Origin of the sequence: Neomesorhizobium albiziae (genome assembly GCF_900114255.1) — a bacterium.
Classification (GTDB): domain Bacteria; phylum Pseudomonadota; class Alphaproteobacteria; order Rhizobiales; family Rhizobiaceae; genus Neomesorhizobium; species Neomesorhizobium albiziae.
The window spans coordinates 19,386-33,758 of record NZ_FOSL01000002.1 but is presented as its reverse complement, the minus strand read 5'-3'; the positions used below and the strand labels follow the sequence as shown (position 1 = coordinate 33,758).

Annotated in this window: 12 protein-coding genes; 6 read left to right on the top strand and 6 right to left on the bottom strand. The window is 64.1% G+C overall.

The genetic code is table 11. From position 1 onward, the window contains the following. Positions 1 to 138: 138 nt before the first annotated feature. Together F3H98_RS03715 and F3H98_RS03710 are read left to right on the top strand one after the other, a co-directional pair. The gene (locus tag F3H98_RS03715) at positions 139 to 1,566 is read left to right on the top strand and encodes a gamma-aminobutyraldehyde dehydrogenase (RefSeq protein WP_149758476.1); all 1,428 of its coding nucleotides are present in this window, start codon (positions 139 to 141) and stop codon (positions 1,564 to 1,566) included. A gap of 215 nt (positions 1,567 to 1,781) precedes the next feature. Then, positions 1,782 to 2,642, top strand: a complete 861-nt coding sequence (locus F3H98_RS03710) for a sugar phosphate isomerase/epimerase family protein (protein WP_149758474.1) — start codon at positions 1,782 to 1,784, stop codon at positions 2,640 to 2,642. 238 nt (positions 2,643 to 2,880) lie between these two features. Here F3H98_RS03710 and F3H98_RS03705 read toward each other — a convergent pair whose 3' ends face one another. From F3H98_RS03705 to F3H98_RS03675, 6 genes are all read right to left on the bottom strand, one after another. After that, the gene (locus F3H98_RS03705) at positions 2,881 to 3,174 is read right to left on the bottom strand and encodes a formate dehydrogenase subunit delta (protein ID WP_149758472.1); all 294 of its coding nucleotides are present in this window, start codon (positions 3,172 to 3,174) and stop codon (positions 2,881 to 2,883) included. Continuing rightward, complete coding sequence (gene fdhD, locus F3H98_RS03700; RefSeq protein WP_149758470.1) at positions 3,164 to 3,988, bottom strand: formate dehydrogenase accessory sulfurtransferase FdhD; 825 nt, start codon at positions 3,986 to 3,988, stop codon at positions 3,164 to 3,166. The genes F3H98_RS03705 and fdhD overlap by 11 nt, the downstream gene beginning before the upstream one ends. A 230-nt stretch (positions 3,989 to 4,218) precedes the next feature. Then, complete coding sequence (fdhF, locus tag F3H98_RS03690) at positions 4,219 to 7,095, bottom strand: formate dehydrogenase subunit alpha (protein ID WP_149758465.1); 2,877 nt, start codon at positions 7,093 to 7,095, stop codon at positions 4,219 to 4,221. Positions 7,096 to 7,165: 70 nt separating this feature from the next. After that, entirely contained in the window at positions 7,166 to 8,728 is a 1,563-nt protein-coding gene (locus F3H98_RS03685; protein WP_149758463.1) for a formate dehydrogenase beta subunit, read from the bottom strand. Next, positions 8,725 to 9,204, bottom strand: coding sequence for a formate dehydrogenase subunit gamma (locus tag F3H98_RS03680; RefSeq protein WP_149758461.1), 480 nt, complete (start codon positions 9,202 to 9,204; stop codon positions 8,725 to 8,727). Before F3H98_RS03680 ends, F3H98_RS03685 begins: the two co-directional genes overlap by 4 nt. A gap of 131 nt (positions 9,205 to 9,335) precedes the next feature. Next, entirely contained in the window at positions 9,336 to 10,235 is a 900-nt protein-coding gene (locus F3H98_RS03675) for a LysR family transcriptional regulator (RefSeq protein ID WP_149758459.1), read from the bottom strand. A gap of 216 nt (positions 10,236 to 10,451) precedes the next feature. Here F3H98_RS03675 and F3H98_RS03670 point away from each other — a divergent pair, with 216 nt between their 5' ends. The 4 genes from F3H98_RS03670 (at position 10,452) to paaG (ending at position 14,280) form a co-directional block, all read left to right on the top strand. Then, positions 10,452 to 11,096 carry a DUF47 domain-containing protein gene (locus F3H98_RS03670; RefSeq protein ID WP_149758456.1) on the top strand — a complete coding sequence of 215 codons (645 nt, stop codon included), beginning with the start codon at positions 10,452 to 10,454 and terminating at the stop codon, positions 11,094 to 11,096. After that, on the top strand, positions 11,096 to 12,100 hold the full coding sequence (locus F3H98_RS03665) for an inorganic phosphate transporter (protein ID WP_149758454.1): 1,005 nt from the start codon (positions 11,096 to 11,098) through the stop codon (positions 12,098 to 12,100). Before F3H98_RS03670 ends, F3H98_RS03665 begins: the two co-directional genes overlap by 1 nt. 98 nt (positions 12,101 to 12,198) lie before the next feature. Beyond that, positions 12,199 to 13,368, top strand: a complete 1,170-nt coding sequence (locus tag F3H98_RS03660; protein ID WP_149758452.1) for an Mrp/NBP35 family ATP-binding protein — start codon at positions 12,199 to 12,201, stop codon at positions 13,366 to 13,368. A gap of 117 nt (positions 13,369 to 13,485) precedes the next feature. Further along, positions 13,486 to 14,280, top strand: coding sequence for a 2-(1,2-epoxy-1,2-dihydrophenyl)acetyl-CoA isomerase PaaG (gene paaG, locus F3H98_RS03655; protein WP_149758449.1), 795 nt, complete (start codon positions 13,486 to 13,488; stop codon positions 14,278 to 14,280). Positions 14,281 to 14,373: the final 93 nt, after the last annotated feature.

Here is a 14,373-nt window from a genome sequence, read left to right as displayed (position 1 = left end):
GAGGGTGAATAATGAATGGTAAAATTGTAAATGGATCAATGAGTTAGCGGAGGCTCTCTTTTGATCGAGAACCCCAGAAGGTTCTTCCATTCACCATTTTTCCATTCACCATTCACCGATACCCAAGGGAGAGCCCACATGGACACCAAGATGCTGATCGGTTCGAAGTTCGAAAAGGGCGGCGAAGCCGAGGAGGCGATCCTCAACCCGAAGACCGGCGAGACGATCCTGTCGCTTCCCGAAGCCTCCTCCGCACAGATCGAAGCGGCGGTCGCCGCCGCCGAAAGCGCCTTCGCCACCTGGTCGCGCACCACGCCGGCGCAGCGTTCCGGCTATCTCCTGAAGATCGCTGACCGCATCGAGGCCGAGGCTGAGGAGTTTGCCAGGCTCGAGGCGCTGAATTGCGGCAAGCCGATCAACGCGGTGCTGAACGACGAGATCCCGGCCATCGTCGATTGCTACCGGTTCTTCGCCGGTGCGGTGCGCTCCATGCCCGGCATCGTCGCAGGGGAATATCTGCCTGGCCACACGTCGATGATCCGCCGCGACCCGGTCGGTGTCGTCGCCTCCATCGCGCCCTGGAACTATCCGCTGATGATGATGGCGTGGAAACTGGCCCCGGCCATCGGCGGCGGCAACACGGTGGTATTCAAGCCGTCCGAGCAGACGCCCCTGACGGCGTTGAAGCTCGCCAGCATCCTTGCCGACGTGCTGCCCGAAGGCGTTGTCAACGTCGTGCTCGGCCGCGGCGAAAGCGTAGGCAGCCCGCTGATCAACCACCCCAAGGTCAGCATGATCTCGATCACCGGCGACGTCGCCACCGGCAAGAAGGTTCTGCAGGCGGCGGCAAGGTCGGTGAAGCGCACGCATCTTGAACTCGGCGGCAAGGCGCCGGTCGTCGTCTTCGACGACGCCGACCTCGATGCGGTGGTCAACGGCTTGCGCGCCTTCGGCTATTACAATGCCGGCCAGGATTGCACCGCCGCCTGTCGTATCTATGCCGGCAAGAAAATCTACGACAAGCTCGTCGCCGACCTTTCGTCCGCGGTTTCGACCATCAAGTTCAACCGGCCGGACGACACCGAAAACGAGATCGGTCCGCTCATCTCGAAGCGCCAGCGCGACCGCGTCGCTTCCTTCGTCGAGCGCGCCTCGGAACTGAAGCACATCGAAATCACCACCGGCGGCAAGCCGGGCGACGGCAACGGCTTCTTCTACCAGCCGACGGTGGTGGCCGGCGCGTTGCAGGAAGACGAGATCGTGCGCAAGGAAGTGTTCGGTCCGGTCGTCTCCGTTACCCGTTTCTCGGATGTCGACGAGGCGGTGGCCTGGGCCAACGATTCCGATTACGGCCTTGCTTCGTCGGTCTGGACCAAGGATATTTCGCGCGCCATGGCGACCGCCGCCCGGCTGCAATATGGCTGCACCTGGATCAACACCCACTTCATGCTGACCAACGAGATGCCGCATGGCGGGCTGAAGCAGTCCGGCTATGGCAAGGACATGTCGGTCTACGCGCTGGAGGATTACACCGCCGTGCGGCATGTGATGGTGGCGCACGGGTAGCCTTTGCCTCTGCCTTTGCGGGAGAGGTTTGGATTGCCCCGAGCCGTGCAGCGGCGAGGTTGGCAATTCGGGTGAGGGGGCAACCATCGCCAACTGGAACGCCCCCTCATCCGACCTTCCCCCGCACGGGGAGAAGGAAAAGTTTGGAACCCCATCTGGTCCTACCAGATTTTCCGCGCTAGGGTCCTGCCGACAAAGGGGAGGGCTCCGGAAAAATGAAAATCGGCTTCTGCATGTTCCTGTGGACCACCAGCGTCTCGAAAAAGCACGAGGCGCTGCTCAGGGATATCAAGGCGACCGGCTATGACGGCGTCGAAATCCCGGTCTTCGAAGGCACGCCCGACGATTACAAGAAGCTCGGCGCCATGCTGGACAGGATCGGGCTGGAGCGCACCGCGGTTTCGGCGATGGGCGATCCCAAGATGAACCTGATCTCGCCGGACGCGGCGACGCGGCATGCCGGCATCGAATACATGAAATGGGCGATCGACTGCTCGGAAGCGCTGGGCGCCAAATTCCTGTCGGGCCCGCTGCATTCGACGCTCGGCCAGTTTTCCGGCACTGGTCCGACCAGTGCCGAGAAAAAACGCTCGGTCTCCTCGCAGCGCGCCATCGGCGACCATGCCGGCAAGCACGGCGTCACCATCGGCCTTGAGGCGCTGAACCGCTTCGAATGCTATCTCCTCAACACCATGGCCGACCTGTCTGCCCATATTGATGAGATCGGCCATCCCAACATCAAGGCCATGTACGACACCTTCCACGCCAATATCGAGGAGGCCGACCCGATCCGGGCTTATACGAAGCACAGGAAAAACATCGTCCACATCCACATCTCGGAAAACGACCGCGGCGTGCCAGGGCGCGGCAACATCCCCTGGCCGGAAACCTTTTCCGCGATCAGGAAGAGCGGTTACGACGGCTGGCTCACCATTGAATCCTTTGGCCGCGGCCTCAGGGACCTCGCCGCCGCCACAAAGGTCTGGCGCGACTTCGCCGAGAGCCCCGAGGCCGTCTACCGCGACGGCTACAAACATATCAGGAACGGCTGGAAGAAGGCGGGTAAGACCGGCTGACCGGCTGGAGCGGTTCCGGTTCTTTCAGAACCGGTAACACGCTCTAACTGTTTGTTTTGCCGCATTTATGCGGACGATTCCATTTGGCTGCAAATGCTCTAACCGGCGAAGCTTGGGCATGGCAGGCAATATTCCGCATCGTGCCCGACGACACGGACCACCTGTTCCCAGCTTCCGTTTTCGGGCGCGCCTGGCCGCGTTACCGGCCATCGTCGTTGCAGACGATACGGGCTTAAAGTTAGCCGCTTACATCGGTCGCCGCTTCGGCGGCCTGCGCTGCCGTCACGTGTTCCGTCGGCCGCCTGATCTTCGCCGACGCCTCCATCACCAGCGGCGAAAGGCCTTCGCCGCCGGCCTCGACGATCTCGAAGAACTGCCGGCGCATGCGAGGGTCCCAGAACTTGTTGATGTGATCGGCGGTGCCGGCCACGCCTTCCTCATGCGGCTTCGAGGAAAAGAAGGTGGCGATCTGGTTGGCCATGCGCACGAGTTTTTCCCGTGTGCCCGATTTGTGCATCTCGTCATGCGACATGTCTGTCTGCTCCGCTGGTCACCCGGTCGGGACCGGTGAAAATGTCGAAATCCTCGCCGCGCACCAGCGCCACCAGCGTCATGCCGCTCTCGTCGGCGGTGCGGATGGCGAGTGCTGTTGGCGCCGAGACCGCGATGATGAACGACGCGCCGATTGCCGCCGTCTTTTGCACCATCTCGACCGAAACCCTGGACGTCACCACGACCGCGCCGGTGGCTCCATCGACGCCGGCGCGGGCGAGCGCGCCTGCCAACTTGTCCAGCGCGTTGTGGCGGCCGACATCCTCTCGAGCGGCCACAACGCCCTTGCCGGGCACGTAGAACCCCGCCGCATGCACAGCGCCCGTCTCGGCATGCAGCGGCTGCTGCTTCGACAGGAGTTTCACCGACTGAACGATGTCGGCCGGCGAAAGCGTAAGCGGTGACTGACGCACATCGTCGACCGAGCGCATCGCCTCCTCGATGGATTCAATGCCGCAGAGGCCGCAGCCGACCGGCCCGGCGAGCCGCCGGCGCCGTGCCTCGAAGCGTGTGTTGGCCTTGTCCTTCAGCCGGATCTGGATGTCGATACCGGCGCCGAGGTCCTCGACCTCGATCGCCTCGATCTCGTCCGGCGACGCGATGATGCCTTCGGTCAGCGAGAAGCCGAGCGCGAAATCCTCGAAATCGGCGGGTGACGCCATCATCACCGCATGGGTGGTGCCGGCATAGGAAAACGCCACCGGCGTTTCTTCCGGCACCATGCGGGCGGCCGACGACGTGCCGCTTGCGCGGCGCGCGATGCGGGTGGTGGAGGTGATGGCGGGGCGGGTCATAATAAGTGGCGGCTCCCGCGCGCGACCTGCACAGAGTGGAGCTCTACGTTGCCCCCCTTTGTCCTGCCGGACATCTCTCCCACAAGGGGGGAGATTGGCAGCTTCATAATCAGCGCCTCTTCTGCAGCGTTGACGATTGGGGAGAGCCAAGCGGTTGGCGCAATCTCCCCCCTTGTGGGAGAGATGTCCGGCAGGACAGAGGGGGGCGCTAAGGAACGCGACATCTCTTTTTATTCGGCTGCGATCATTTTGCCTTCGATGCGCCGCGAGCGCTTCGCCAGCGCCTCGTAGTCTTCCTGCCATTCGCTCGGCCCGTTGGAGGCGCCGACCTGCACCGCCGTCACCTTGTATTCCGGGCAGTTGGTCGCCCAGTCCGAGAAATCGGTGGTGATGACGTTGGCCTGCGTATCGGGGTGGTGGAAGGTCGTGTAGACGACGCCCGGCGACACCCGGTCGGTGACCAGCGCGCGCAAGGTCGTCTCGCCGGCACGGCTGACGAGCCGCACCCAGTCGCCGTCGCGCAAGCCACGGTTTTCGGCGTCGTGCGGGTGGATTTCCAGCCGGTCTTCGTCATGCCAAACCACGTTTTCGGTACGCCTGGTCTGCGCACCGACATTATACTGCGAGAGGATGCGGCCGGTGGTCAGAAGCAGCGGGAAGCGCGGGCCGGTCTTTTCGTCCGTCGCCACATATTCGGTGCGGATGAACTTGCCCTTGCCGCGCACGAAGCCGCCGATATGCATGATCGGGGTGCCTTCGGGCGCCTTGTCGTTGCAGGGCCACTGCACCGAGCCCATCTTGTCCAGGAAATCGTAGGAAACGTTGGCGAAGCTCGGCGTCGTCCTGGCCACCTCGTCCATAATCTCGGACGGGTGCTGGTAGTTCCACTTCAGGCCCATCGCCTGCGCGAGTTTCTGCGTCACTTCCCAGTCGGCCAGGCCGTTCTTCGGCGCCATCACCTTGCGCACCCGGTTGATGCGGCGCTCGGCGTTGGTGAAGGTGCCGTCCTTCTCGAGGAAGGTCGAGCCGGGCAGGAACACATGCGCGTAATTGGCCGTCTCGTTGAGGAAGAGGTCGTGCACGACGACGCATTCCATCGCCTCGAGGCCGGCCGACACATGCTTGGTGTCCGGGTCGGACTGCAGGATGTCCTCGCCCTGGATGTAGATGCCCTTGAAGGTGCCGTCGACGGCGGCGTCCAGCATGTTGGGAATGCGCAGGCCGGGCTCGTCGTCCAGCTTCACGCCCCACAGGCTGTCATAGATGTCGCGCACCGTGTCGCCCGAGATGTGCCGGTAGCCCGGCAGTTCGTGCGGGAAGGAACCCATGTCGCAGGCGCCCTGCACGTTGTTCTGGCCGCGCAGCGGGTTCACGCCGACGCCCTTGCGGCCGATATTGCCGGTCAGCATGGCGAGGTTGGCGATCGCGATGACGGTGGTCGAGCCCTGGCTGTGTTCGGTGACGCCGAGGCCGTAGTAGATGGCGCCGTTGCCGCCGGTGGCATAGAGGCGCGCCGCACCGCGGATCGTCTCGGCCGGCACGCCCGACAGCTTTTCCACCTCTTCGGGGCTGTGGCGCGGGTCAGAGACGAACTCGGCATAGTCCTGGAATTCCGACCAGTCGCAGCGCTCGCGGATGAACTTTTCGTCGAACAGGCCTTCCGTGACGACGACATGCGCCAGCGACGTGACGATGGCGACATTGGTGCCGGGCTTCAGCGCCAGGTGGTGCGACGCCTCGATATGCGCCGACTTAACCATCTCGGTGCGGCGCGGGTCGATGACGATCAGCTTGGCGCCCTTGCGCAGCCGCTTCTTCAGTCGCGAGGCGAACACCGGGTGCGCCGAGGCCGGGTTGGCGCCGATGATCATGGCGACGTCCGTATGCTCGACCGAGTCGAAGTCCTGCGTGCCGGCCGAGGTGCCGTAGGTCTGGCCGAGGCCGTAGCCGGTCGGCGAATGGCAGACGCGCGCGCAGGTGTCGACATTGTTGTTGGCGAAGCCCTGCCGCACCAGCTTCTGCACAAGATAGGTCTCTTCGTTGGTGCAGCGCGACGAGGTGATACCGCCGATGGCGCCGCGTCCGTACTGATATTGCAGCCGGCGGAATTCCTTCGCCGTATGCGCGAGCGCTTCTTCCCAGGTCACTTCGCGCCACGGGTCGGAAATCTTCTCGCGGATCATCGGGTTGAGGATGCGCTCCTTGTGCGTCGCATAGCCATAGGCGAAGCGGCCTTTCACGCAGCTATGGCCGCGGTTGGCCTTGCCGTCCTTCCACGGCACCATGCGGATGACCTCTTCGCCGATCATCTCGGCCTTGAACGAGCAGCCGACGCCGCAATAGGCGCAGGTGGTGACGGTCGAACTTTCCGGCATGCCCTTCTGAAGGACTGATTTTTCCCGCAGCGCGTCGGTCGGGCAGGCCTGTACGCAGGCGCCGCAGGAAACGCATTCGCTCTCGAGGAAGGACTGGTGCATGCCGGCCGAGACGCGGCTCTCGAAGCCACGGCCCTCGATGGTCAGCGCGAACGTGCCCTGCACCTCCTCGCAGGCCCGCACGCAGCGCGAGCAGACGATACATTGGGCCGCATCGTAGGTGAAATAGGGGTTCGACGCGTCCCGGGCGATATAGTCGATGTTCAGCGAGCCGTTGCCGGGGGCGACGTGGTTGCGCCCCTCGACGCCGTAGCGGACTTCGGTGAGCCCGATCTCGGCTGCAACCTTGTCGAACTCGCTGGCGCCCGTGCCGGCCGTCTCGTTCCAGCCGCTCGGGTGATCGGAAACATAAAGTTCCATCACCCCGCGCCGGATCGCATTCAGCCGCTCCGACTGCGTGTGCACCACCATGCCCTCGCCGACCGGCGTCGTGCAGGACGCCGGCGTGCCGCCGCGACCGTCGATCTCGACCAGGCATATCCGGCACGAGCCGAAGGCGTCCACCATGTCGGTGGCGCACAGCTTCGGAATCTCGACGCCTGCCTCCATCGAGGCCCTCATGATCGACGTGCCCTCGGGAACGGTGATCGTCTTGCCGTCGACGGTGAGCGTCACCTGTTTCTCGGAGGTGGAAGCGGGGGTGCCGAAGTCGATTTCGTGAACGAGACCCATGATCAGGCTCCTAGCGTGCAATTATAGCGCGCGAACGCGGCGGAAAAAGGAAAGTCGGTCAGAGACGTCATCACTCCGCCGCCTCCTTCACCGGATGCGGGCGGAAATCCTCCGGGAAATGATTGATCGCGCTCATCACCGGATAGGGTGTGAAGCCGCCAAGCGCGCACAGCGAACCGAATTTCATCGTGTTGCAGAGATCGGTGACCAGTGCGAGATTCTTGTCGCGCTCGACCCCTTGCGCCACCTTGTCCAGCGTCTCGACGCCCCGGACCGAGCCGATGCGGCAGGGCGTGCACTTGCCGCAGCTTTCGACGGCGCAGAATTCCATGGCGAAACGCGCCTGTTTCAGCATATCGGCGCTGTCGTCGAACACCGTGATGCCGGCATGGCCGATCAGACCGTCCTTGGCGGCGAAGGCTTCGTAGTCGAACGGCGTGTCGAACAGCGCGCGCGGGAAGTAGGCGCCAAGCGGCCCGCCCACCTGCGCCGCCTTCACCGGCCGGCCGGTGGCTGTGCCGCCGCCGATATCATCGATGATCTCGCCGAGCGACAGGCCGAACGCCGCCTCGAACAGGCCGCCATGCTTCACGTTGCCAGCGATCTGGATGGGGATGGTGCCGCGCGAGCGGCCCATGCCGAAATCCTTGTAGTGATCGGCGCCCTTGTCCATGATGATTGGCACCGAGGCGAGGCTGATGACGTTGTTGATGACGGTGGGCTTGCCGAACAGGCCCTGGATCGCCGGCAGCGGCGGCTTTGCCCGCACCACGCCGCGCTTGCCTTCCAGGCTGTTCAGCAGGGAGGTTTCCTCGCCACAGACATAGGCGCCGGCGCCAACCCGCACTTCCATGTCGAAGGCGTTGGGGGAGCCGAGCACGTTGACGCCCAGCACGCCGGCCTGCCGCGCGATGCCGATCGCGGCGTTCATCGTGGCGACGGCGTGCGGATATTCCGAGCGGATGTAGATGTAACCCTTGGTCGCGCCGGTGGCGACGCCGGCGATAGCCATGCCCTCGATCAAAACGAAGGGGTCGCCCTCCATGATCATGCGGTCGGCGAAGGTGGCGCTGTCGCCTTCGTCGGCGTTGCAGACGATGTATTTGCGGTCGTCGGTCTGGTCGAGCACCGTCTTCCATTTGATGCCGGTCGGGAAGCCGGCGCCGCCGCGCCCGCGCAGGCCCGATTCGGTCACCTGTTTGACGATATCGGCCGGCGCCATCGCGACCGCGTTTTCGAGGCCCTTCAGGCCGCCATGCGCCCGGTAATCATCGAGCGACAGCGGATCGGTGATGCCGCAGCGCGCGAAGGTGAGGCGGGTCTGTTTTTCGAGAAACGGTATCTTCTCGGGATCGCCGAGGAACAGCGGATGCGTGCTGTGTGCGGTAATCCCGAGCCCGGCGTCGAAGAGGGCAGGCACGTCCCTGGCTTTCATCGGTCCGTAGGCGACTCGGCCCGCAGCCGTCTCCACTTCGACCATCGGCTCCAGCCAGTAGAGGCCGCGCGAGCCGTTGCGCACGATCCGCGCATCGAGGCCACGCTCGGATACTTCGTGGGCGACCGCCTTGGCCACCTTTTCGGCGCCGAGCGCCAGCGCGCCGGAATCGCGCGGGATGTAGATGGTCACCGTCATCGCCGGATCTCCTCGACGATCTCGTCTATCTTGTCAGCGTCCAGCCGGCCGATCACTTCGCCGTCCAGCATGGCCGATGGCGAGCAGGCGCAGAGGCCGAGGCAATAGACCGGTTCCAGCGTCACCGAATTATCCTTGGCCGTTTCGTGAAAACCGATGCCCAGCCGTTGCTGGATCTGCGCGGCGATCGCATCGCCGCCCATCGACTGGCAGGCTTCGGCGCGGCAGACCTTCAGCACATGCCGCCCGGCGGGATGGTTGCGATAGTCGTGATAGAAGGTGACGACGCCGTGCACCTCGGCGTTGGAAATGTTCAGCGCCTCGGCGATCACCGGCAGCGCTTCCTTCGGCACGAAGCCGAACTCTTCCTGGATTTCGTGCAGAATAGGCAGCAGTGGGCCTTCGAGACCCTTGAGATCGTCAATGATCGACATCGTTCGCGATGCGACCTCGGTACCTGCAGGCTGCATGGTCACGCAGCGCCCTCCCTAACAAGCGGTTATCCGCTAAGCCTTTATGAAATCGAACGAAACGTCCGGAATCAATAAAGCTGTTTCGTTGCTTGATAGAAATCTTCTATCAAGCCGCCAGTAGGGAGAGGATTAAACTAGCGTCCGGCCTTGAAATCGTCCGCCAGCGCCATCGCTTCGTCCAGCAGCGCCGCAACCAGTGGCGTGTGCGGCTCGCGCTTGGCCGCCACCAGCCCGACCAGGTGGCTGGCGTCCGGCTCGACGATGGGGATGGCGCGGATCGGCTCCGCGAAGCCGAAGGTCTCGGCAAGGTTGAGCGGCATGATCGACGCCCATTTGCCGGTGCGGATGTGCGAGAAAAGCACGATCATCGAGTTCGATTCCAGCGTCGGGCGCGCCACAGTGCCGGCTTCGGCCAGGTGCTGGTCGATGATGCGGCGGTTCTGCATGTCGGGCGTCAGCAGGCAGAGCGGCAGCTGGCTCACCTCCGCCCATGTCACGCGGCTGCGTTCCGACAGATTGCTGCCTGTCGCGATGATCAGCTGGTAACGCTCGGAATAGAGCGGCACGCTGGTCACCCGCCCCAGCGGCTCGTTGTCGAGATAGGTGATGCCGGCGTCGATGTCGAAATTGCCGAGCAGCGACAGCACCTCGATCGAGGTGCGCGACAGCACCGAGAAGGTGACGCCCGGGTGTTTTTCGCGAAACGGCGTGGTGAGCCGCGGCACCATGGCGAGCGCCGTCGGGATCGCCGCGATGCGGATGCGGCCGGAAAGGCCGTGCCGCGCGGCGCGCATCTCCTCGCGCATGGTGCGGGTGTCGCTGGCGATGCGGCGCGCCCAGATCAGCACCTGCTCGCCTTCAGGCGTCAGTCCCTGGAAGCGCGAGCCGCGCTTCACCAGCATGACGCCGAGTTGGTCCTCCAGCTGCTTGATCGCCGCCGAAAGCGTCGGCTGGGTGATGCCCAGCGTATCGGCCGCCCGCCCGAAATGCTGCTCCTTGGCTAGCGCAATGAAGAATTCGAGTTTGTCGATCATGCGACGAAGCTATCCGGCAATCCGCCGATACGCCAGCGTGCGCCGGTTTCCCGCCGCCGCTGACCTCGAGCGGGGTGGCAAAGGGGCGTCGGTGGCCGCATTCGCCGACACTTAGCCGAATCTTCCCCAGTTTTTTGCCGGCTATGGGTGTGCAAATCTCCGGCTCGAATAGTATCGGCCCCGCAGCACGTATTCTTGATGATTCGGGAGATCGGTATGCTCGGCTGGTTCCAGGCTTTGATGCCGCGCGAAGACAAGTTCTTCGATCTTTTCGCGGAGCATTCACGCACCGTGGTCGCAGGCGCCGAAGCCCTGCAGAAGCTGCTCGCCGGCGGCGAAGGCGTCGAACGCTACTGCCGCGAGATCATAGAACTGGAAAACCAGGCCGACGCCATCACCGCCAAGGTGCTGACCGCCGTCCACAAGAGCTTCATCACGCCGTTCGACCGCGGCGACATCAAGGACCTCATCCAGTCGATGGACGATGCCATCGACATGATGCGCAAGACCGTCAAGACGGTGACCCTTTTCGAGCAGAAGAGCTTCGACCCGAAAATGCAGGAAATGGGCGCGCTGATCGTACAGGCGGCGCGGCTCAACGCCGAGGCGATCCCGCTGCTCAACAAGGTAGGCACCCACGCGGCGCGACTGCAGGCGCTGGCCGAGGAAGTGATGCGCGTCGAGGGCCGCGCCGACGAACTGCATGAAGCGGGCCTCAAGGATCTCTACCATCGCCACGGCAAGTCCGATCCGATGGCCTACATGATCGGCAGCGAGATTTATGGCGAACTGGAAAAGGTGTGCGACCGCTTCGAGGACGTCGCCAACGAAATCAGCGGCATCGTGATCGAAAACGTCTGATGGACGCCTCTCTCGCCTTTCCGATCCTGATCGGCCTGATCGGCGTCGCTCTGCTGTTCGATTTCCTCAACGGCCTGCACGACGCCGCCAATTCGATCGCCACCATCGTGTCGACGCGCGTTCTGCGGCCGCAATATGCGGTGTTCTGGGCGGCGTTCTTCAATTTCATCGCCTTCATGTTCTTCGGCCTGCATGTCGCCGAAACGCTGGGCACCGGCATCATCGACGCCAGCATCGTCGATCCGCGCGTCATCTTTTCGGCTCTTGTCGGGGCCATCGTCTGGAATGTCGTCACCTGGCTGTACGGCATTCCGTCGTCGAGCTCGCATGCGCTGATCGGCGGTATGGTGGGCGCCGGCGTCGCCAAGGCGGGCGGCGGCGCCATCGTCGTCACCGGGCTATTGAAAACCTCCGCGGCCATCGTGCTGTCGCCGCTCACCGGCTTCATCCTGGCGCTGTCGCTGGTGCTGGCGGTGTCGTGGACGTTCGTGCGTTATTCGCCATTCGCCGTCGACAGCACGTTCCGGGTGCTGCAGTTCGTCTCGGCGTCGCTTTATTCGCTGGGCCACGGCGGCAACGACGCGCAGAAGACGATGGGCATCATCGCCGTGCTGCTCTTTTCGCAAGGCTATCTCGGCGACACTTTCTACGTGCCGTTCTGGGTGGTCATCACCTGCCAGGCAGCCCTTGCGCTGGGCACCCTGTTCGGCGGCTGGCGCATCGTCCACACGATGGGCTCCAAGATCACCAAGCTCAATCCCATGCAGGGTTTCTGCGCCGAAACCGGCGGCGCCATAACCCTGTTCATGGCGACCTGGCTCGGCATCCCTGTCTCGACGACCCACACCATCACCGGCGCCATCATCGGCGTCGGGGCGGCGCGGCGCGTTTCCGCCGTGCGCTGGGGCCTTGCCGGCAACATCGTCTGGGCCTGGATCATAACGCTGCCCGCCACGGCGCTGATCGCAGCACTCACCTACGCGGCAGTCGGCATTTTCGGCTGAGACAAGCCGCTGCGCCGACAGCGTTGGTCGTGGCTTGCGCTTGGCGCGCCCGGCGATCTGCACTATCTGATGCGCAACAGGGAGTGCGAAGCGAAGACATGTCCGTTACCAAGGAAGCCGTGCTTGAACGGCTGAAGACGATCAAAGGCCCGGATTTCGAGGGCGACATCGTCAGCCTCGGCCTGGTTTCCGATATCTTCATCGCCGACTCCAAGGTTTTCTTCTCCATCACCGTGCCCGCCGAGCGGGCCAAGGAACTCGACGCGTTGCGCGCCGCGGCCGAGCGCGTGGTCACCGCCATGCCGGGCGTTGCCGGCGCCATGGTGGCGCTCACCGCCGAGAAGAAGGGCGGCGGCATGGAAGCGCCGCCTCCGCCGCGCCCCGCGCCGCCCCGGCCGGCAGCTCCCGCGGCTCCCCGGCCAGCACAGCATGCACCCGCCGGCGCGCAAGCCGGCAAACGCGGGGTGCCCGGCATCGAGGCGATCATCGCGGTGGCGTCCGGCAAGGGCGGGGTCGGCAAGTCGACCACCGCCGTCAACATCGCGCTCGGCCTCGCCGCGAACGGCCTGAAGGTCGGTGTGCTCGACGCCGACATCTACGGCCCGTCGATGCCGCGGCTTTTGAATATCCACGGCCGCCCCGAGACGGTCGACGGCAAGATCTTGAAGCCCATGCAGAATTTCGGCCTGAAGGTCATGTCGATGGGCTTCCTTGTCGACGAGGAGACGCCGATGATCTGGCGCGGGCCGATGGTGATGTCGGCGCTCACCCAGATGCTGCGCGAGGTCGAATGGGGCCCACTCGACGTGCTGGTCGTCGACATGCCGCCCGGCACTGGCGATGCGCAGCTCACCATGGCGCAACAGGTTCCGTTGGCGGGAGCGGTCATCGTCTCGACGCCACAGGATCTTGCCCTGATCGATGCCCGCAAGGGCCTCAACATGTTCAAGAAAGTCGACGTGCCGCTGCTCGGCATCGTCGAGAATATGAGCTATTTCCTCGCCCCCGACACCGGCAAGCGTTACGACATCTTCGGCCATGGCGGCGCCCGCAAGGAAGCCGAGCGCCTCGGCGTCACCTTCCTCGGCGAAGTGCCGCTGGTTATGGCCATCCGCGAAACCTCGGACGCCGGCGCCCCGGTCGTCGCCTCCAGGCCGGATGGCGCGGAAGCGAAGATCTACCGCGACATCGCCGCCAGGGTGTGGGAGCGCCTCAACGAGGAGCGCGGCGCTGCGGCGGCCGCTGTCCCTTCGATCGTTTTTGAGTGAATGGTGAATAGTGAATAGTGAATAGTGAATAGCAAGGTAGTGTGTTGATTTCCTGTGGTCCTCAGGCGACGTGGACCATTCACCATTCACCATTCACCATTCACCAGAGGGGGCCTAATGTCCGACACCGTCCTCCACGAGCGCCGCGATGGCTACGCCGTCGTCACCCTCAACCGGCCCGACCGGCTGAACGCCTTCAACGAGGCGCAGCATCTGGCGTTGCGCGCCGCACTGGACGAGTGCGCCGGGGATGACGCTTGCCGCGCCGTGGTGCTGACCGGGGCAGGGCGGGGCTTCTGCGCCGGGCAGGACCTGTCAGACCGCGATCCGGCAATGCTGGGGGCCGCACCCGATCTCGGCATCACGCTCGAAACCTTCTACAACCCGCTGGTGCTGCAACTGCGCAATCTGGCAAAGCCGGTCGTCTGCGCGGTCAACGGGGTTGCCGCGGGCGCGGGCGCAAACATCGCGCTGGCCTGCGACATCGTGCTTGCGGCAAAATCGGCGAAGTTCATCCAGGCCTTCTCGAAGATCGGGCTTGTCCCCGATTCCGGGGGCACGTGGTGGCTCACCCGTCATCTCGGCGAAGCTCGCGCCAAGGCGCTGGCGCTGACGGCGCATCCGCTATCGGCCGAAGACGCCGCCAATTGGGGGCTGATCTGGCGTGCGGTGGAGGATGAAAGGCTGATGGCGGAAGCCATCGCGCTCGCCGAAGCTTTCGCCAGGGGGCCGACGCATGCCTATGCGTTGACCAAACAGGCGATCCACGCCGCCTCAACCAACACGCTGGAGGAGCAGTTGCAGGTCGAACGTGCACTGCAGCGCGAGGCCGGCCGGTCCGACGACTACAAGGAAGGCGTCGCGGCGTTCCTGGAGAAGCGGGCGCCGGAGTTCAAGGGGAAGAGGCAATAGGCAATAGGCAGTAGGCAGTAGGCAGTAGGGGAATAGAAGACTTCCACTGCCGCGCAGATCGGCGTTAGTTTGCCTACTGCCTACTGCCTATTG

What these genes read in the sequence shown, in the direction of transcription:
- F3H98_RS03670 (WP_149758456.1), top strand. Translation starts at nt 10,452, where the DNA reads ATGCTCGGCTGGTTCCAGGCTTTGATGCCGCGCGAAGACAAGTTCTTC.
- F3H98_RS03705 (WP_149758472.1), bottom strand. Translation starts at nt 3,174, where the DNA reads ATGTCGCATGACGAGATGCACAAATCGGGCACACGGGAAAAACTCGTG.
- fdhF (WP_149758465.1), bottom strand. Translation starts at nt 7,095, where the DNA reads ATGGGTCTCGTTCACGAAATCGACTTCGGCACCCCCGCTTCCACCTCC.
- fdhD (WP_149758470.1), bottom strand. Translation starts at nt 3,988, where the DNA reads ATGACCCGCCCCGCCATCACCTCCACCACCCGCATCGCGCGCCGCGCA.
- paaG (WP_149758449.1), top strand. Translation starts at nt 13,486, where the DNA reads ATGTCCGACACCGTCCTCCACGAGCGCCGCGATGGCTACGCCGTCGTC.
- F3H98_RS03675 (WP_149758459.1), bottom strand. Translation starts at nt 10,235, where the DNA reads ATGATCGACAAACTCGAATTCTTCATTGCGCTAGCCAAGGAGCAGCAT.
- F3H98_RS03685 (WP_149758463.1), bottom strand. Translation starts at nt 8,728, where the DNA reads ATGACGGTGACCATCTACATCCCGCGCGATTCCGGCGCGCTGGCGCTC.
- F3H98_RS03665 (WP_149758454.1), top strand. Translation starts at nt 11,096, where the DNA reads ATGGACGCCTCTCTCGCCTTTCCGATCCTGATCGGCCTGATCGGCGTC.
- F3H98_RS03660 (WP_149758452.1), top strand. Translation starts at nt 12,199, where the DNA reads ATGTCCGTTACCAAGGAAGCCGTGCTTGAACGGCTGAAGACGATCAAA.
- F3H98_RS03715 (WP_149758476.1), top strand. Translation starts at nt 139, where the DNA reads ATGGACACCAAGATGCTGATCGGTTCGAAGTTCGAAAAGGGCGGCGAA.
- F3H98_RS03710 (WP_149758474.1), top strand. Translation starts at nt 1,782, where the DNA reads ATGAAAATCGGCTTCTGCATGTTCCTGTGGACCACCAGCGTCTCGAAA.